Origin of the sequence: Thioclava sp. F28-4 (assembly GCF_002020045.1) — a bacterium.
GTDB lineage: Bacteria > Pseudomonadota > Alphaproteobacteria > Rhodobacterales > Rhodobacteraceae > Thioclava > Thioclava sediminum.
Genome location: NZ_MPZQ01000001.1, coordinates 107,964 through 124,927, shown reverse-complemented (window position 1 = coordinate 124,927; position 16,964 = coordinate 107,964). Strand labels below are relative to the sequence as shown.

Below are 16,964 nucleotides of genomic sequence, written 5' to 3'. Positions count from 1 at the left end.
GCGCTATTGCGCGAAGATGTCGCGCCAGCGTTCGAGGAAGCGCGCGGCTTTCATCGTGTCGGTCGCGACCAGAAGCGGTGGGCCGAGGGCGATGAGGCGCTGCAGCGCGAGCGTCTCGTCGCTGTCGCTGCCGCCACCGTCGCGCGTGATCGGGTCGATCAGCTTGGTCTTCGCCAGCGCCCGCTTGCCTGCGGGCGAGAGCAGGAAATCCAGCAGTTTCGCGGCGGTCGGATTGGGCTCGCGCCCCGGCAGATAGGCTGCGCGCGACAGAACCAGCGTGTAATCGGCGGGCGCGATGATCCCCAGATCGGGATTGTCGCGTGCCGCCTGCGCCGCGTAGGAGCCGAGGATATTATAGGCGATCAGGTAGCGCCCGCCCGCGACCCCGTCGATAATCTCGGCCGAACAGCAGGTGGCGACCGCGCCGGAGCGCGCGAAGGCCTCGGTCAGCGCGCCGAAGGTGCTGGCCTCCTGACTGTCGAGGAAAGCGAACAGGAACCCCAGCCCGGAATCCGCGATGTCATAGGTCGCGACCTTGCCGGTGTAGGGCGATTGCGCGGGCCGCAGCAGGTCCACCAGATCGAAGCGCGTGCGCGGCACGTCCTCGGGCGGGACCAGCGCGCGGTTGTAGATCATCACCGCAGGCTCGCGCGAGATGCCCCAGACCTGATCGCGCCAGCGCAGGTCCTTCGGCAGCGCCGTCGTCTCGGGCGAGACCCATGTGGCCGCGCAATTGTCGTTCACCAGCTTCACGACATGCTGCACGCCCGAGCTGATCACCAGATCGGCGCCGGGTTTGCCGGACGCGCAATCGGCCTCGGAAATATCGTAGAGGTCGTTCGAACCCCATTGCTCGAACCGGATCGCGAGGCCGGGCTGGGTGTCCAGAAACGCCTCGATCGCGGGGGCGAGGATGTTGACGTCGGTCGTGGTGCGCAGGGTGATTTGCCGCGCGGGCTCATCGGGGCCGAAGGTGCGGATGGCTTCGGGCTCGGCCGCCGCGACGGTGGAACTCAGGCATAGCCAGAGCGTCAGGGACAGGAGCGTGCGGATCATGTTGTCTCCTCCGCCTGGGGCAGGGTGATCGCGATGGTGAAGCCTGTCGTATCGCTCTCCATCTCGAGCGTGCCGCCATAGGTTTCCGCAACCGATTGCGCGATGGCGAGGCCCAGCCCGCTGCTCGCACCGCGCCGACGCGTGTCCGAATGTCCCGGCGCGAAACGCTCGCCCAGACGCGCGCGCAGCTCGGGCGTGGGGCCGGGGCCTGCGTCGCGCACCCAGAGCCGGGCGCGCCCGTCGCGCATGTTCGCACCGATGGTGACCGGGGCCTCGCCATGCGACAGCGCATTGCCCAGCAGATTCTTCGCCGCCTCCGACAGCGAAAGCTCATCGGCCAGCACGGGTACCTCCGCCTCGGCGATCTCCAGCCGGATTTCGCTGCCCGGCGCGAGGGTGACGTGATCGCCTTCCTCGAAGATATCCAGCGCGATGTTGCGCAGATCGACCCGCTCGCGCCGCGCACTATCGGCGCGGTGGATCACAAGCGCCCGCGACAGCATCTGATCGAGCAGACGGCTCAGCCGCACCGTACCGGAATGCATCTTCGCGACGATCTGGTCGCGCCGGGCGGGATCGTCTTCCTCGGCGGCGAGGTCGGATTGCGCACGCAGGGCCGCAACGGGGGTGCGCAGCTGATGCGCGGTGTCCGAGATCAGGCTTTTCATCGTGGCGAATTGCCGGTCCAGCCGCCCCATGAACCCGTTCGTCGCCTGCACCATCACATCGACCTCGCGCGGCACGGCGGCGCGGATCGGGGTGAGGTCCTGCGGGTCGCGTTCCGAGATGCGATGGGCCAGCCGCTCCAGCGGGCGCAACGCGCTATGCACGATGATGATCGCGAAGGCGAGCATGGCGATGCCGCCGACCGCCAGCCCGCCAAGCGCGTTGCGGGTGATGCTGAGCGCAAGCTGGGTGCGCGCCCGCAGGGTCTGGCCCACGATCACCTCGACCGTGCCGGAGAACTGGCGTTCCGCGAAACGGCGCGTGACCCGGATGTAGCGCGCGGGCTCTCCCTTGAAGCGCGCGTCGTAAAGTTCGGAATCCTGTGCGGTCGTGTCGGGGCGGGGCAGGTCTTCATAGCCCGTGAGCACCGCGCCTTTCGGGCCGCTGACCTGATAGGCGATGCGGTCATCGGGGGCGAGGGCCAGCAGCTCAAACGCCGAGACCGGCAGATCGACCACCGGCGCGCCGTCGCGGATCGAGATCGAGGCGGCGATGTCATTGGCCGCGCCCACCAGCAGCCGGTCAAAAGCGTCGCGGGCCGCCGCGCGCCCATAGGCGAAGGCCGCCAATGCGAGGATCAACCCGCCGACGATCATCAGCCCCGACAGCCCGGTCACGAGCCGCGCGGTCAGCGAGCGCGTGGCGGAAAGGCCGGTTTCGCGGGGGAGAGCGCCGTCAGACATCGCCATCCCGTGCCGCCAGACGATAGCCGCGTCCGCGCAGGGTTTCGATCTCGACCCCGCTGCCGGTCAGCTTCTTGCGCAGCCGCGCGATATAAAGCTCGATCGCATTGTCGCCCGGCACCGCATCGTCGAAGGCGTAGAGCCCCTCGTGCAGCCGATCCTTCGACATCACTTGCCCCGCATTGCGCATCAGAATTCCCAGCAGCGCGAATTCGCGCCCCGTCAGTTTCAGCGCCTGATCCCCGACCGTGGCGCTGCCTGCTGTCGCGTTATAGCGCAGATGGCCGAGTTCGAGATCGGCAGAGCGATCCGTGGTCTGCCGTCGCCCGATCGCATGAAGTCTTGCCTCCAACTCTCGATGATCAAAGGGTTTTACGAGGTAGTCGTCCGCCCCGAGCTCGAAGGCGGAGATCTTGTCATCGACCGAGAATTGCGCGGTCAGCATCAGCACCGGCATCGTGGCGGCCTGCGCGCGCATCTCGCGAAGAAGGTCCGTGCCGCTGCCATCGGGCAGGTTGATGTCGAGGATCACCGCGTCATAGGCCTGCACCGCCAGAAAGTCGCGCGCCTCGCCCACCGAGGCGGCGAGATCGCAGGCCATGCCTGAGCGCGCAAGCCGACGTTGCGTGGCCTCGGCCAGCTCCTCGGCATCCTCCACTAGCAAGAGCCGCATTCTTCCTCCCTCATGCGCCTCTGAACCTGTGACAGGTTCGTGACAGGTTCAAGCGGTAAAACCCGGTCCATAGCCCGCTGCGGGAGGCAACGGGCGGACAGTGGAGGATATACCATGGCTTTTAAACTCATGCGCGCGGCGATTGCCGTCGCGGCACTCACCGTTGCGACCGGCGCCTCGGCGCAAGAATGCATCGCGCCCGCGAACCCCGGCGGCGGCTGGGACTTCACCTGCCGTCAGGTCGGCAAAACCATGCAGGATCTGGGTCTCATCGACTCGACCATGCAGGTCGTGAACCTCGCCGGCGGCGGCGGTGGCGTGGCCTTCGCCGAAGTGGTGAACAAGCGCAATGACGACGACAACCTGATCGTCGCGGCTTCCTCGGCCACCGCGACCCGTCTGGCGCAAGGCGCCTATCCGGGCAACTCGATGGATCAGGTCCGCTGGGTCGGCTCGATCGGCGCGGATTACGGCGTGATCGCCGTGGCAGCCGACAGCGACATCCAAACGCTTCCGGAACTGCTCGACAAGATCAAAGCCGATCCGAATTCGGTCTCCGTCGCGGGCGGCTCGGCCGTGGGTGGCTGGGATCACCTCAAGGTGCTGATCGCAGCCGACGCCTATGGCATCGACGATGTGCGCAAGGTCAAATACATCGCCTTCGACGGCGGCGGCGAAGCGGTCACCCAGCTTCTGGCGGGTTCGGTTCAGGCCTTCACCGGCGATCTTTCGGAAGCCAAGGGCTTCGTCGACTCCGGCGATATCCGCGTGATCGCGGTGCTGGCGCCCGAGCGTCTGGACGGCGAATTCTCGGAATTCCCGACCGCGAAAGAGCAGGGCGTTGACGCGATCGGCGCGAACTGGCGCGGCTTCTACGCGCCGGGCGGCATGTCCGACGAGGCTTACCAGATGTGGGTCGACAAGGTCGGCCAGCTCTACGCCTCCGACGAGTGGAAGCAGGTGATGGCGGCCAACGGTCTGGCCCCGCTCAATCTGCAGGGCGCTGAATTCGAGAGCTTCGTGCAGAACTCGGTCCAGCAGATCCAGGACATCTCGCGCCAGATCGGCATCATCAAGTAAGCGAGACACCCCATGCGCGCGGCGGGCTTTCGGGTGCCGCCGCGCCTTCATACCAAGGGAGGGGATCATGAGTGATCGCATCTTCGGCGCCGTCGGCCTGTGCCTTGCGCTGTTCTACGGCTGGGCGACGCTGCAAATCCAAGAAAGTTTCCTGTCGGATGCGGTGGGGCCGAAAACCTTCCCGCTGGTGATCGCGGTGATCCTCGGGCTGGCTTCGCTCGTGATCTTGCTGCGCCCCGATCCCGACCCGGTCTGGCCGAGCCTCGCCCGGCTCGCCGAAATCCTCGCCGCCGTTGTGGTGATGATCCTCTATGCCGAGTTTCTGCCCGTCGTGGGCTTCCTGATCGCGACCGCTTTTGCCAGCGCCTACCTGACATGGCGGCTGGGCACGGGGCCGCTGCAATCCATCGTCGTCGGCGTCGCCACCTCGATCGGTATCTACGTAATTTTCAAGCTGGTGCTGGGCCTCTCGCTCGCCAGCGGCCCCTTCGGCTTCTGAGGTGAAATGATGGACACCTTAATGTCACTCGCAGACGGTTTTCACACCGCTCTGACCTTCGAGAACCTCGCGCTCGCGCTCTTGGGCACGTTCCTCGGCACCATGATGGGCGCGCTGCCCGGGCTTGGCCCGTCCAACGGCGTCGCGATCCTGATCCCCCTGGCGTTTACGCTGGGGCTGGGCGCTACCCCCTCGCTGATCCTGCTGACCTCGGTCTATTACGGGGCGATGTATGGCGGGCGGATCAGTTCGATCCTGCTCAATATTCCGGGCGACGAGCCCGCGATGATGACCTGTCTCGACGGCTATCCGATGGCCAAGAAGGGTCTTGCGGGCGAGGCGCTGTCGCTGTCGGGCATCGCAAGCTTCGTGGGTGCTTTCATCGCCACCTGGGGCCTTATCCTGCTGGCGCCGCAGCTGGTGAAATTCGCGCTGCTGTTCGGACCGGCAGAATATTTCGCGCTCTTCGCGCTGGCCTTCGCGACGCTGGGCGGGGTCTCCTCGACCAATCAGGCGAAATCGGCTTTCGCCGCGATGCTGGGCCTTGGCCTGTCGGTGATCGGGGTGGACACGCAGACCGGCGTGCCGCGTCTGACCTTTGGCGAGGTGCACCTCTATGACGGGCTCGATTTCCTCGTTGCCATTGTCGGCCTCTTCGCGCTGTCGGAAGTGTTCATCTTCCTTGAGCACCGCCACGGCTCGGCCACCGGCGCGGGCCACAAGGTCTCGGTCGGGCGTATCACGCCGCCGTGGAAGATGGTGAAAGAGACGACGCCGACCATGCTGCGCTCGTCGCTCCTGGGCTTCGTCGCGGGCGTGCTGCCGGGGGCAGGGGCGTCGCTGGGCTCCTTCATCTCTTACTCGATGGAGAAGAAGCTGGTCGACCGCAAGAACACCTTCGGCACGGGCGATCCGCGCGGTGTGGCCGCCCCCGAGGCGGGCAACAACGCCGCGGCTGGCGGTGCACTTGTGCCGATGCTGGCGCTCGGCGTGCCGGGCTCGGGCACCACGGCGGTGCTGCTGGCGGTGCTTCTGTCGCTCAACATCACGCCCGGCCCCTTGCTGTTCCAGAACAACCCCGACGTGGTCTGGGGCCTGATCGCGGCGCTGTTTATCGCCAACTTCATGCTGCTCGCGATGAACATCCCGATGGTGGGCATCTTCACCCGTGTGCTGATGATCCCGCCGCGCATCCTGATGCCGATCGTCGCGATGGTGTCCTTCGTGGGGATCTACGGGATTTCCGGCTCCAGCTTCGATCTGCTGGTGATGATCGGCTTCGGTGTGATGGGCTGGCTGCTGCGCAAGCTCGACGTGCCGCTGGTGCCGATCATCCTCGGCACGCTTCTGGGCAACACGATGGAGAACAACCTGCGCCGGGCCGTCACGATCTCGAATGGCGATTACTGGACGCTGGTTGGCAGCCCGCTGGCGATCGGTCTGTGGACCGTCGCAATCGTGGGCTTCATCCTGCCGCTGTTCCTGAGCCGCTTCGTGAAAGCGCGGATGCATGAGCGCCGCGATGACGAGGGTGCGATCTCGGACTGAGACCGCACCCCCTAGCGCAGGCATCACACCTCCCCCGAGGTGCCTGCGCCGGTTCGAAGGAAGGGGCGGCGGTGGTCAACCCGCCGCCCCTTTCTCACCTCCGAGCCTTATTGCGTGGTCCAGCCCCCATCGACGGGGATCGAGGTGCCGGTCACGTTGTGCGCGATCGGCGCACAAAGCCACAGCGCGAGCGCCCCGATTTCGGAGGGGTCCGAGAGGCGCCGGGTGGGCTGCTTCTCCGCAAGAAGATCCGCGATCCCCGCCGCCCGGTCACCGCCATGGGCTGCTGCGCGTTCCGCGATCTGCGGCCCGAGGATGTCGGTCTCGGTCCAGCCCGGGCAGATGCAGTTGACGGTGACGCCGCCCGCTTCGCGCGTGCCCGCCTGCGCATATTCCAGCGCCGCGACCCGGCTCATGCCCACCAGACCGAATTTCGAGGCCACATAGGGCGCCTTGTTGGCCGAGGCCACAAGCCCATGCACCGAGGCGATGTTCACGACGCGGCCATAACCGCGCTCGGCCATGCCCGGCATCGCGCGGCGCATCGTGTGGAACGCGCCCGACAGGTTCACCGCGAGAATGGCGTTCCAGATCTCGGGCGTGGCTTCGGCAAGGCTCGCGGTGCGCTGGATGCCTGCGTTGTTCACGAGGATATCCGCGTCGCCCCAATCCGCGACCGCGTCCATCATCGCGTCGATTTGCGCCGGATCGGCCATGTCGGCGTCGAAGAACTTCACCTCCGGCGCGCCCGCCGCCTCCAGTACCGCTGTCGCCTCGGCGACCTGCGCCGCATCGGCGAGACCGTGCAGCGCGATGCGCGCGCCCGCCTCGGCGAGCGATTTCGCGATCGCAAGGCCGATGCCTTGCACCGAACCCGTTACCAGAGCCGTCTTTCCATCCAGTCGCGACATTAGTCCTCCTCCGTCACTTTCTTGCGCAGCTCGGTCTTGAGGACCTTGCCGTAATTGTTCTTGGGAAGCTGCGTCACCACGCGATACGCCTTGGGGCGCTTGAACCGCGCGATCTGCTCGCAGCAATGTTGATCGAGGGCGGCGGGGTCGATCTCGGCCCCCGGCGCGGGCGTGACGAAGGCCACGACGCTCTCGCCCCATTCCGGATCGGGCTTTCCGACCACCGCGACCTCGTGGACCGAAGGGTGCAGAAGCAGCGCCTCCTCGACCTCGCGGGGATAGATATTCGTGCCGCCCGAGATGATCACGTCCTTCGAGCGGTCCTGCAGCGTGACGAAGCCGTCCTCATCCATCGTGCCCAGATCACCGGTCCAGAGCCAGCCGTCGCGAAGCGCTTTCGCGCTCGCCTCGGGGTTCTGCCAGTAACCTTCCATCACCGCGGCTCCGCGCACGAGTATCTCGCCGGTTTCGCCAGCGGGCAGGGCGCGGCCTTCGCTGTCGGCGATCCGCACCGAGACCGGGCTATGCGCCAGCCCGACCGAGGCCAGCCGCTCGCGCCAGCGCGGATGGGTACGGTCGGCGACCAGCTCGCGCGACAGGGCGGTGATCGTCATCGGGCTCTCGCCCTGGCCGTAGATCTGAACGAAGCGCGGGCCCATCACCTCGACCGCGTCGATGATATCGGCGACATACATCGGCCCGCCGCCATAGACGATGGTCTTGATGCCCTCGCCGGTCTGGCCCGTCGCGCGGGCGCGGTCCACCAGACGGCGGATCATCGTGGGGGCGGCGAACATCGAGACATGTTGCAGCTTCGGCGCGAGATTGAGGATTTCGTCGGCCTCGAACCCGCCCGAGCGCGGCACCACATGGCGCGCCCCGCGCATCACATGGACGAAATTGTAAAGCCCCGCGCCATGCGACATCGGTGCGGCGTAGAGGATCGCATCCTGCGGTTCGACGCTGTCGACATCCGAGAAATAGCCCAGACACATCGCCTGCACATTGGCCGAGGTGATGCACACGCCCTTGGGCCGTCCAGTCGTGCCGGAGGTGTAGAACAGCCAGACCGTCTCGGTCTCAATGATCTCGACCGGGGCGGGCATCGGATCATGGCGCAGAAGATCGGCATAGGCCGGGCCTTTGAAGTCCACTGTCTCGACGCCCAGATCGGTTCCCGGGCCGCCGGTGAAGGCCAGCTTCGCCTCGGAAGCTTCAACGATCCATGCGGCCTCGCGCGGGTGCAGCTTGCCGTTGATCGGCACCGCCACCGCACCTGCGAACCAGATTCCATACATTGCCTCGAGATATTCGGGGCAGTTCTTGGCGAACAGCGCCACGCGGTCGCCCGGAGCGATCCCTTTTGCCACCAGCGCAGCCCCGATGCGGGCGGCGCGGTCGGCGAATTCCGCGTAGGTGGCGCGCAGTTCCTCGCCCTGCAGCAGCGCGGGGGCGTCCGGCGTGCGGACCGCGCTGCGGATCAGCCACTCCGCCGGGTTCATGCCGCGCGCTCCGCTTCGAGGATGGAGCAGTAATTCGCGACGCCCGAGCCGCCCATGTTGAAGACGCAGCCCAGTTCCGCACCGGGCAGCTGCATCTCGCCCGCCTGACCGGTGAGCTGCATTGCGGCCAGTACATGCATCGACACGCCGGTCGCGCCCACGGGGTGGCCCTTGGCCTTTAGCCCGCCCGAGAGGTTTACCGGAAGCCGCCCGTCGCGCAGTACCAGCCCGTCGTCGATGGCCCGCGCGCCGGAGCCTTGCGGCACAAGCCCTATCGCCTCGTAGACGAGCAATTCCGCGATGGTGAAACAGTCGTGGACCTCCGCAAAGGAAAGATCATCGACACTGACGCCTGCCGCAGTATAGGCGCGGCGGAACGCCTCTGCCGGGCCCTCGAAAGCCAGCAGATCGCGGCGCGACATCGGCAGGTAGTCGCTGACCTGCTCGGCGGCGCGGAAACCGATGGAATTGGCGAAATCGCCCGCGCGGTCGTCTGCGACCATGACCAGCGCCGCCGCCCCGTCGGAGATCAGCGAGCAATCGGTCATCCGCAGAGGCGGGGCGATCATCGGGTTCTTGTCGCTCACCGTGTTGCAGAATTCGAAGCCCACATCCTTGCGCATCTGCGCGAGCGGATTGGCGAGCGCATTGTGGTGGTTCTTCGCCGCGATCCGGGCGAGTGCGGCCGAGCGGTCGCCATGCGCCTGATAATAAGCCTGCGCAAAACGTGCGAAAATCTGCGGGAAGGAAACGCCCGCCTCCTCCATCTGGTAAGACGCCCCGGCGAGCGCCTCGGTGACGCCTGCAGTGTCCTTCGCGGTCATCTTCTCGGCCCCGATCACCAGCGCGGCCTTCACCCGGCCCGAACGGATCGCATCGCGCGCTGCATAGATCGCAGCCGAGCCGGACGCGCAGGCATTCTCCACGCGGGTCGCAGGCGTGAAGCGCAGCCGGTCGTCGATCCCCAGCGCCAGCGAGCTTGCGAACCCGTCCGGCACCAGCCCGGAGTTGAAATGCCCCAGCCAGATACCGTCGATCTCTGCCGGATCGATCCCTGCGTGCTCCAGCGCGCCGCCGCCCGCTTCGAGAACCAGATCCTCGAGCGTGCGCCCCTCCAGCTTGCCGAATTTCGTATGGCCCCAGCCGACGATCTTCGCGTCCATGCGGGTCTCCTCCCAATGATCCTCCGTTGCGGCGGAGACTAGCGCAGGGGCGGCACGACCTCTATTCGTAGAACTACGCTATCGGGAGGATTGGATGGAGCAGGACCTGCTGGACAGCGATGAGATGGCGGTGCTGGCCTTCGAGCATGCGCCGGTCGGGCTGGCGGTCACCCGCGACCGGGTGATCGAGCGGTGCAACGCGCGGTTTTGCGAGAGTTTCGGCTATCGCGAAGACGAGCTCCCGCAGCGCTCGCTCGCGGTGCTCTACCCGTCGCAGGAAGAATTCCTTCGCATCGGCGAGATCGGGTTGCGGCGGATGCGCGAGACCGGGCGCTATGCCGATGAGCGGATCATGCAACGTCGCGACGGGTCGCTGTTTTGGTGCCGGGTGCGGGGGCAATCGCTGACGCCCGCCGACCCGTTTGCGCGCGCGGTGTGGAGCTTTGCCGATCTGTCGGAATTGCGGCCCGTCGTCGATCTGACCGCGCGCGAGCGGCAGGTGGCGGCCCTTCTGGCCGAGGGGCAGACCAACAAGGAGATCGCGCGGGTGCTGGAGCTGTCGCCGCGCACCGCAGAGGCCCATCGCGCCCGGCTGCAGGCGAAACTCGGCGCGCGCAACACCGCCGAACTGGTGGCGCGGCTGACGGGGCTGCCGCTCTAGACGCGTCGCCTCAATGAAAAAAGGGGCGCCGAGGCGCCCCTTTTTGTCTCGATCCCAAGTCAGGCCCAGATCACGAATGCGGTTCAGGTGACGCCTCAGGTGTCGACCGGGGCGGCCGCTCGCTACGCTGCGGGGTGAGCTTGCTCTGGATGATCGCGAGCGCGCTCGACAGCGATGCGGCTTCCTGAGAGCTCGTCGCTTCCTCGGGGAAGACGTATTTGCCGTTCGCGATGCTCTTGGCATCCTCTGCCAGCCGCTCGACCGGGCGCAGCAGCAGCTTGAGGAACACCAGCGTCACGCCGAGCAGGCACAGCGCCGCGGCTGCGACCGTCGCCAGCGTCACCTGCGTCAAAACCGGCAGATCGTTCGAGATGTTGTCGCGGCGCAGAACCGCGAAGACGCGCCAGCCGAAGTTGGGCAGTTTGTTCCAGACGAAATCCGGCGCAAAGGCATAGGTTCCGCCGTCCTTGCCGTCGACAAGGTGGAAGACGCCGGAAGACTTGCTGCGCAGGCTCGCGCTTGACGTCAGGCTCTTGGGCAGGGGCGTGCTCTCGTGACGGGTGTCGATGACGGTATCGCCGTTGATGTCCTGCACGACCACGTCGATGCCAAGCTCCTTGCTCGCCTCGAACAGGAAGCTGCGCACCCATGCGATCCGCACGCGGTAGACCAGCACGCCGATCTTCTGGCCGTCCGGGCCCTTCACGGGGGTCGAGAGGTTCAGGAAATACTCCATCTTGCCGGTCAGCGCATTGGTGGCCGTCTCGGTGATGGAATCGACCGACGGCACGCGGATGCCATCGCGGAACCACCGCTTGGAGCTGACATTCTTGCCGACATCATAGCCGTTCGAGCCGGAGATGATGGTGCCATCGGGCGCGGCGAAGCCTGCCCAGGCGACCTGACCCCCGGTGCGGGCGACGGCGTCCATGAACTTGTTGATGTCGTCTTTCGACGCGGTGCCGATGCTTCGCGCAACGGCATGCATACTGTCCCATTCGCGCATCAGCGCGGTGTTGAAGCTGAGCGCGATCGCGTCGGAGCCTCTCAGAACCAGCTTGTGTTCAATGGTTGTCTGAAATTCATGGGCCTGATCCGACACGACCTTGGCGACGAAGACGGCCGTCGCTGCCACGACGAGCACCATCGCCAGAGCGGTGCGTAGGAAAATGCCTCCGAGATTGTGATGTCGACGAATGGTCATCTTCGCTTCAATCCTACGTTAATTGTAGAAGGGGTCCGATTTAAATCATGGTTACTGAGTAAATACGGCGAGAAAGTGGTGCGGGCCCATTTCAAGGTTAATTTTTTCGCGGACCGGAAGGATGGCTTGCAAAGCGCAAAGCGATGCCAAACACTCGAAGGAACAAGCTCCCGGGGTACGGGACTGCGAGGGCTCGATCGACGGGTCGTTCCGCAAAAACCAAATTGCAGATCGAGGGGCCGCAAAGGTCTCGGGCACAGGCTTACAGGACACGTAATATGCAAAAGATTCAAGGAGTAAGCGTCGCGATCGCGACCTGCCTGGCACTGTCACTGGGGGCGGGCTCGCAAGCCCGCGCGGATGGCACGTTTCTGCAGTTCGACGCGGCGCAGAATACCTCCGACACGGTCTTTTCAATGTCGCGCGGGAAAGTGAGCTTCAGCGCGAATTTCTCTGATTACGATGGGGGGTGGTCGACCGGGGCGGCTGTGACGCGCGACTTTGCCCTCGGGGGAATCGGTACGCTTAAGGTCGGGCCCAGTATCGGTCGCACGCTGGACGACGATAACTGGCGACTCGGCGCGCGCGTGGGGCTGGAGCGGTATACGCCAACCAGCTTCGGGCATGTCTTCATGCTGGCGCAATACAACACGATCGATCAGGACTGGTTTGCGCTGTTTCAGGCCGGGAACCGCTCCGGGCTGGGGCTAGAGCTCTCCGCGGGCGGAAGCGACACCTATTCCGAGCGTACCATCGCGGTGACCCAGAAAATCGACGGCGGGCCGGTCTCGATCCGGGCGGGGTGGCGCGCCCTTGCCAAGGAAGCCTTCGTCGGCCTTTCCATTAATACCTATTAATTCGGGCCCGCCGAAGGCTCACTCGTCCGAGGAGTATTTCGGCAAGAAGCGGCGGTAGATGTCGTGCAGAAGCGCGCTCGCGCTCACATGGCTGACGCCCGGCTCGTCCCCTTCGGCATAGAAGCGCACGAACAGTTCTTCGCGCTGTTCCTCGGTCGGCAGAAGTTGGAGGCGCGCGCCATCGCGGGTCTTCGCGATGACGTAGCATTCGATCGGGTCGGTGATCTGGTCGATCGTCAACATCCCGCGGGTCTGTTCCGGCAAGGTCAGGCCGCGCAGGCGCACCGTGTCCATCGTGAAAGAGGTCATCCAGACCCAGTATTCGGTGCCGTCTGAGACGAAGGAAATCCGCTCGGGCTTGTCGGCCACATGGATTTCGCGCCGGGGCAGCTCCACGCAGGCACGGCAGGTCGCCGCCAGCAGGAACAGGTTATAGATCGTCCAGAACAGGATCACCCATTTGCCGTCGCCCGCGTCGTAATAGGCGAAGCGATCCCAGACGATCCCGATCAGAAGGCCGCCCAGCGTCAGGAAGAACAGGATCAGGAACGGCATCATGATCCGCCACTGTACGACGACTTTCGACCGATCGCCGCCTTTCGCCGTCACCGAGAACGGATGGCCATGGGGCCGTAGCAAGCCGGTGAAGGCGGCGCGGGCGATCGGGATCGCGCCGATCAGCTGGCTCACGTCGTTCAGCAGCGGCACGACCATGCCGCGGCTGAGCATGTTCAGTATCATCAGGCTCCACAGGTAATAGACCCCGAAATAGCTCAGCACATCCGCGAGGCCCGCATTCACCACGGTGATGTTGAAATACCAGTAGAGCAGCGGGTAGCAGATCGCCGCGATCCGGAAGGGGAAGGTCGTGGTCCAGTAGAAGATCGAGTCGATGACGCTCCAGCGGTCGCGCAGACGCAGCTTGCTTTTCGAGAACGGGCCGAGCGAGGACCGCGCGATCTGCATCAGGCCGAGGCACCAGCGGGCGCGCTGGGTGATGTATTCCTTGAGGCCTTCGGGGGCGAGGCCTTCGGTCAGCGGCTCGGCCAGATAGACGGTGCGCCAGCCTGCGTTCTGCAACGCCAGCGTCAGCATAAAATCTTCGGTCACGCTCTCGGTGTTGAAGCCGCCGATCTCACGCAGCGCGCTCCAGCGGCAGACCGAGGAGGTGCCGCAGCAAAAAGCGATCCCCCAGCCGTCGCGCGCGGGCTGCATCTGGTCGAAGAAGAAGCGCTGTTCGTCGGGATAGGAGCTGTCGAGCTTGAAATTGTGCTGGATCGGGTCGGAGTTGAAGAAGTGTTGCGGCGTCTGCACGAGGCCCACTTCGGGGTCGTGGAACAGCGCCAGCGTGCGGGAAATGAAGCCGCGATGGGGCACGAAATCCGCATCGAGGATTGCCACGAAATCTGGCTGCACCTCTTCCTCAGCCAGCCGGTCCAGCGCGTGGTTGATATTGCCCGCCTTCTGCCCTTCGTTATCGGCCCGGCGCATGTAGCGCACGCCCTTGGTCTCGCAGAAATCGCGCAGCCAGTCGCGGCGGCTGTCGTCGCAGACCATGATCATCTTGTTGCGATGGCGCAGGAATTTCGCGCCCACGATAGTGCGTTCGAGAACGTCGCGATCCTCGTTATAGGTGGCGATCAGGATCGCGACGAGCGGCTCTTTCTCCGTCGGGAGATTAGCGTATTGATCCGCTTCCTCGCTGCGCAGCTTGATCCGCGACAGGACCAGAAAGGCGCTGAGCGAGCCGATCATGGTGAAGGCTTCGAGGCCGAAGAGCGACCAGCTCGCCAGAGCATCCAGCGTCAGGCCGGGCGGGGCGAGGGTCTCGGTCGCGCGCCACCAGATATAGCGCAGCGCGAGCACCGCGCTGATCCCCAGCAAGACCGCCCGGTGCCAATTGCGCCGCGGTTTGACGAAGCTCGGCAGAATGGCTGTGATGCCCACCACGAGGATGAGCTGCATCGCCGCCGAGCCAAGCTCTCCCAGTTGCGGATAGAAGAACATGCCGCCCCGCCCTCAGCGCAGGAAGTCGAGGGGGCGGTGCTCGAAGAACACCCGCCCGGTGCGCCCCACGGGACAGTCGAGGTCGGGATCGGATTTCAGGTCCGGAACGAGAAGCGTCACATCGTAGCGCTCGAGATGTTTCTGGCTCGGCGCGATGGCGAGGTGCTGGTAGACGCGCGCCGCGCCGCTGCCGGCGAGCCGCGCAATCGTCGCGTCGTAAATCTTGTCGCGCGAGGCCAGCTTAAAGGTCGCGGAATCGCCCACCTTGAGGTTGTTGTAGACGCCTTCGCTCACCGAGGCGGTCACCAGCGAGACGTCGCAATCGACGAGCGACATGATCGGATCGCCGCGCTGCACCGTCACGCCATCCGCCTGCAGGGTTTCCCAGTAGATCCCGTTCGCGGGCGATGTCACCTGGCTCGAGGACAGGGTGTTCACCCGCGTCTGTTCCTTTGCCCGGCGCGCGTCGAGCGTCTTGACGCGGGCTTGGGCCTCGGTGAGGTCCGCGTCGAGCGAGGCGATCTCTTCGTCGAGAAGCGCGCCGCGCTGTTCGGAGCTTGGGGCGTCGTTATAGCCGTCGCCCAGATAGACGCCGGACTTGGCGGCATCGAGCGCGTTTTCGAGCAGCGCCACGTCCTCGCGCGCTTGCGTCACGGGGCCATTCTCCGCCGGGGCGGCAGGGGCGGTCTGCGCCACTTGCGTGGCACTCGTCTCCGAGCTTTGCGCATCGGGCTGCAGCCGGTCGAGCCGCGCGCGGGCGAATTTCAGCTTCGTTTCGATCTCGGCGATGCGATGCGTGCGATAGAGCTTGCTGCGCGCGCTATAGGCGTCGCGTTGCGTGCGTTTGGCGGCGAGGTCGCTTTTGATCCGCGCGACATTTGCCTCGGCATTCGCCAGCTCCATTCGCAAATCTTCGAGCCGCGTCGTGTCCGAGAGGATATCATCGACGGTGGCCAACCGCTCGCCCTTGTCGACATGGGCACCGAGCGGTCGTTTCGGCATCGACAGCTTACCGGCAGTGCTGCTGCGCACCGTGACCACGGGCGCATTGACGACGGCATCGGCACTCACGCCCGACATCTGCTCTCCGACGATCACCCAAAGCGCGCCCGCGACTAAAACGATACCGATGACAGGGCGAAAAGTTTTCAATTTGGGCTCCTCGAAATTGCTCGTTTCTGGGCGGCGGGGCCAATAGGTTTAACAACCTATAAACGTAACGTAATTGCAAGATACAACCGGAGGCGATTGGCCGAATATTTGCTTGGTGATGCGAAGCGGCACTGGCGGCGCGGGGCTCGCGCACTCCGTCGATAACGCGAAGGAAACGCGCGCGTTCATGATACACTTCTCCAGTTCAGGAGGAGGATTCACCATGACCGACCCAGCCCATGCGAGCCGTTTGACGGCGGCCGATTTCGACCAGGAACTTCTCGATCTCTACGATTACTATGTCCATGGCAAGATCTCGAAACGGGAATTTCTCGATCGGGCGGGGAAATGGGCGGTGGGCGGCGTGACCGCGCTGGCGATCCTCGGCGCGCTCGCGCCCGATTATGCGCTGGCCCAGCAGGTGGCCGAGGACGATCCCGACATTCTGGGCGAGGACATCACCTATTCCAGCCCGAACGGCACCGGCGAGATCACCGCCTATCTGGTGCGCCCGACGCAGATTGACCCGGACAATCCGCCCGCGGTGATCCTCGTCGTGCATGAGAACCGCGGCCTGAACCCCTATATCCGCGACGTGGTGCGCCGCCTCGCCAAGGCGGGCTTCGTGGCGATGGGGCCCGATGGGCTGTCCTCGCTCGGCGGCTATCCGGGCAATGATGACGAGGGGCGCACGATGCAGCGCAGCCTCGATCAGGGTGCGCTGCTCAATGATTTCTTCGCCGGGTTCGAGTATCTCCAGACGCTCGACGGCACCAACGGCAAGGTCGGTGCGACCGGGTTCTGCTATGGCGGGGGCGTGGTGAACAAGCTCGCCGTCGCCTATCCCGAGATGGGCGCGGGCGTGCCGTTCTACGGGGCTGCGCCAGACAGCGCGCAAGTCGCGATGATTGAGGCGCCGCTGATGATCCAGCTGGCAGCGCTCGACCAGCGGATCAATGCGATGTGGCCGGAGTATCAAAAGGCGCTCGAGGAAAACGACAAGCGCTACGAGGCCTATATCTATCCGGGCGTGAACCACGGTTTTCACAACGACACGACGCCGCGCTACGACGAGGCCGCCGCCAAGCTGGCCGAGGAGCGCATGATCGCGTGGTTCCGGACCTACCTCGCCGGGTAAGCTGCCGCGCTCGCGACCTGCCGGGGGTGCGCTTGGATTTGGCGCGTGCTACGCCTCTCGCAAGATCCGCGTCATCGCGCGGAGCCGCAAACGGGAGAGAGGCG

15 protein-coding genes are annotated in these 16,964 nt (G+C 65.3%); 6 read left to right on the top strand and 9 right to left on the bottom strand.

The window, feature by feature from the left end; all coding sequences use genetic code 11:
• Window positions 1-3: 3 nt before the first annotated feature.
• The 3 genes from BMI87_RS00590 to BMI87_RS00580 are packed head-to-tail and all read right to left on the bottom strand — an operon-like array spanning window position 4 to window position 3,138.
• Window positions 4-1,056: an ABC transporter substrate-binding protein gene (locus BMI87_RS00590; protein ID WP_078519233.1), complete on the bottom strand. Its 1,053-nt coding sequence runs from the start codon at window positions 1,054-1,056 to the stop codon at window positions 4-6.
• Window positions 1,053-2,465 carry a sensor histidine kinase gene (locus tag BMI87_RS00585; protein WP_078519991.1) on the bottom strand — a complete coding sequence of 471 codons (1,413 nt, stop codon included), beginning with the start codon at window positions 2,463-2,465 and terminating at the stop codon, window positions 1,053-1,055. Before BMI87_RS00585 ends, BMI87_RS00590 begins: the two co-directional genes overlap by 4 nt.
• Window positions 2,458-3,138, bottom strand: a complete 681-nt coding sequence (locus BMI87_RS00580) for a response regulator transcription factor (protein WP_078519232.1) — start codon at window positions 3,136-3,138, stop codon at window positions 2,458-2,460. Before BMI87_RS00580 ends, BMI87_RS00585 begins: the two co-directional genes overlap by 8 nt.
• 114 nt (window positions 3,139-3,252) lie before the next feature.
• Here BMI87_RS00580 and BMI87_RS00575 point away from each other — a divergent pair, with 114 nt between their 5' ends.
• The 3 genes from BMI87_RS00575 to BMI87_RS00565 all read left to right on the top strand — a co-directional run bounded on the left by BMI87_RS00575 (window position 3,253) and on the right by BMI87_RS00565 (window position 6,265).
• The gene (locus BMI87_RS00575) at window positions 3,253-4,218 is read left to right on the top strand and encodes a tripartite tricarboxylate transporter substrate binding protein (protein WP_078519231.1); all 966 of its coding nucleotides are present in this window, start codon (window positions 3,253-3,255) and stop codon (window positions 4,216-4,218) included.
• 67 nt (window positions 4,219-4,285) lie between these two features.
• Window positions 4,286-4,717, top strand: a complete 432-nt coding sequence (locus BMI87_RS00570) for a tripartite tricarboxylate transporter TctB family protein (RefSeq protein ID WP_078519230.1) — start codon at window positions 4,286-4,288, stop codon at window positions 4,715-4,717.
• Between the two features lie 9 nt (window positions 4,718-4,726).
• Complete coding sequence (locus BMI87_RS00565; protein ID WP_078519990.1) at window positions 4,727-6,265, top strand: tripartite tricarboxylate transporter permease; 1,539 nt, start codon at window positions 4,727-4,729, stop codon at window positions 6,263-6,265.
• Window positions 6,266-6,372: 107 nt separating this feature from the next.
• Here BMI87_RS00565 and BMI87_RS00560 read toward each other — a convergent pair whose 3' ends face one another.
• Genes BMI87_RS00560 through BMI87_RS00550 form a run of 3 tightly spaced genes read right to left on the bottom strand, consistent with a single transcriptional unit; the run spans window position 6,373 to window position 9,841 of the window.
• Window positions 6,373-7,176 (bottom strand): 3-hydroxybutyrate dehydrogenase, encoded by an 804-nt coding sequence (locus BMI87_RS00560; RefSeq protein ID WP_078519229.1) that lies wholly within the window; start codon window positions 7,174-7,176, stop codon window positions 6,373-6,375.
• On the bottom strand, window positions 7,176-8,678 hold the full coding sequence (locus BMI87_RS00555) for a class I adenylate-forming enzyme family protein (RefSeq protein WP_078519228.1): 1,503 nt from the start codon (window positions 8,676-8,678) through the stop codon (window positions 7,176-7,178). Before BMI87_RS00555 ends, BMI87_RS00560 begins: the two co-directional genes overlap by 1 nt.
• Complete coding sequence (locus tag BMI87_RS00550) at window positions 8,675-9,841, bottom strand: acetyl-CoA acetyltransferase (RefSeq protein WP_078519227.1); 1,167 nt, start codon at window positions 9,839-9,841, stop codon at window positions 8,675-8,677. The genes BMI87_RS00555 and BMI87_RS00550 overlap by 4 nt, the downstream gene beginning before the upstream one ends.
• Before the next feature lie 94 nt (window positions 9,842-9,935).
• Here BMI87_RS00550 and BMI87_RS00545 point away from each other — a divergent pair, with 94 nt between their 5' ends.
• Entirely contained in the window at window positions 9,936-10,502 is a 567-nt protein-coding gene (locus tag BMI87_RS00545; protein ID WP_246832623.1) for a PAS and helix-turn-helix domain-containing protein, read from the top strand.
• 70 nt (window positions 10,503-10,572) lie between these two features.
• Here BMI87_RS00545 and BMI87_RS00540 read toward each other — a convergent pair whose 3' ends face one another.
• The gene (locus tag BMI87_RS00540) at window positions 10,573-11,706 is read right to left on the bottom strand and encodes a cache domain-containing protein (RefSeq protein ID WP_146681474.1); all 1,134 of its coding nucleotides are present in this window, start codon (window positions 11,704-11,706) and stop codon (window positions 10,573-10,575) included.
• Between the two features lie 278 nt (window positions 11,707-11,984).
• Here BMI87_RS00540 and BMI87_RS00535 point away from each other — a divergent pair, with 278 nt between their 5' ends.
• Complete coding sequence (locus BMI87_RS00535; RefSeq protein ID WP_078519225.1) at window positions 11,985-12,563, top strand: hypothetical protein; 579 nt, start codon at window positions 11,985-11,987, stop codon at window positions 12,561-12,563.
• 18 nt (window positions 12,564-12,581) lie between these two features.
• Here BMI87_RS00535 and BMI87_RS00530 read toward each other — a convergent pair whose 3' ends face one another.
• Window positions 12,582-14,570, bottom strand: coding sequence for a glycosyltransferase (locus BMI87_RS00530; RefSeq protein WP_078519224.1), 1,989 nt, complete (start codon window positions 14,568-14,570; stop codon window positions 12,582-12,584).
• 12 nt (window positions 14,571-14,582) lie between these two features.
• Window positions 14,583-15,722: an HlyD family secretion protein gene (locus BMI87_RS00525; protein ID WP_078519223.1), complete on the bottom strand. Its 1,140-nt coding sequence runs from the start codon at window positions 15,720-15,722 to the stop codon at window positions 14,583-14,585.
• Window positions 15,723-15,945: 223 nt separating this feature from the next.
• Between BMI87_RS00525 and yghX the strand changes: the two genes are divergently transcribed.
• Window positions 15,946-16,860, top strand: coding sequence for a YghX family hydrolase (gene yghX / locus BMI87_RS00520; RefSeq protein WP_078519222.1), 915 nt, complete (start codon window positions 15,946-15,948; stop codon window positions 16,858-16,860).
• Window positions 16,861-16,964: the final 104 nt, after the last annotated feature.

What these genes read in the sequence shown, in the direction of transcription:
- BMI87_RS00590 (WP_078519233.1), bottom strand. Translation starts at nt 1,056, where the DNA reads ATGATCCGCACGCTCCTGTCCCTGACGCTCTGGCTATGCCTGAGTTCC.
- BMI87_RS00585 (WP_078519991.1), bottom strand. Translation starts at nt 2,465, where the DNA reads ATGTCTGACGGCGCTCTCCCCCGCGAAACCGGCCTTTCCGCCACGCGC.
- BMI87_RS00580 (WP_078519232.1), bottom strand. Translation starts at nt 3,138, where the DNA reads ATGCGGCTCTTGCTAGTGGAGGATGCCGAGGAGCTGGCCGAGGCCACG.
- BMI87_RS00575 (WP_078519231.1), top strand. Translation starts at nt 3,253, where the DNA reads ATGGCTTTTAAACTCATGCGCGCGGCGATTGCCGTCGCGGCACTCACC.
- BMI87_RS00570 (WP_078519230.1), top strand. Translation starts at nt 4,286, where the DNA reads ATGAGTGATCGCATCTTCGGCGCCGTCGGCCTGTGCCTTGCGCTGTTC.
- BMI87_RS00565 (WP_078519990.1), top strand. Translation starts at nt 4,727, where the DNA reads ATGGACACCTTAATGTCACTCGCAGACGGTTTTCACACCGCTCTGACC.
- BMI87_RS00560 (WP_078519229.1), bottom strand. Translation starts at nt 7,176, where the DNA reads ATGTCGCGACTGGATGGAAAGACGGCTCTGGTAACGGGTTCGGTGCAA.
- BMI87_RS00555 (WP_078519228.1), bottom strand. Translation starts at nt 8,678, where the DNA reads ATGAACCCGGCGGAGTGGCTGATCCGCAGCGCGGTCCGCACGCCGGAC.
- BMI87_RS00550 (WP_078519227.1), bottom strand. Translation starts at nt 9,841, where the DNA reads ATGGACGCGAAGATCGTCGGCTGGGGCCATACGAAATTCGGCAAGCTG.
- BMI87_RS00545 (WP_246832623.1), top strand. Translation starts at nt 9,936, where the DNA reads ATGGAGCAGGACCTGCTGGACAGCGATGAGATGGCGGTGCTGGCCTTC.
- BMI87_RS00540 (WP_146681474.1), bottom strand. Translation starts at nt 11,706, where the DNA reads ATGACCATTCGTCGACATCACAATCTCGGAGGCATTTTCCTACGCACC.
- BMI87_RS00535 (WP_078519225.1), top strand. Translation starts at nt 11,985, where the DNA reads ATGCAAAAGATTCAAGGAGTAAGCGTCGCGATCGCGACCTGCCTGGCA.
- BMI87_RS00530 (WP_078519224.1), bottom strand. Translation starts at nt 14,570, where the DNA reads ATGTTCTTCTATCCGCAACTGGGAGAGCTTGGCTCGGCGGCGATGCAG.
- yghX (WP_078519222.1), top strand. Translation starts at nt 15,946, where the DNA reads ATGACCGACCCAGCCCATGCGAGCCGTTTGACGGCGGCCGATTTCGAC.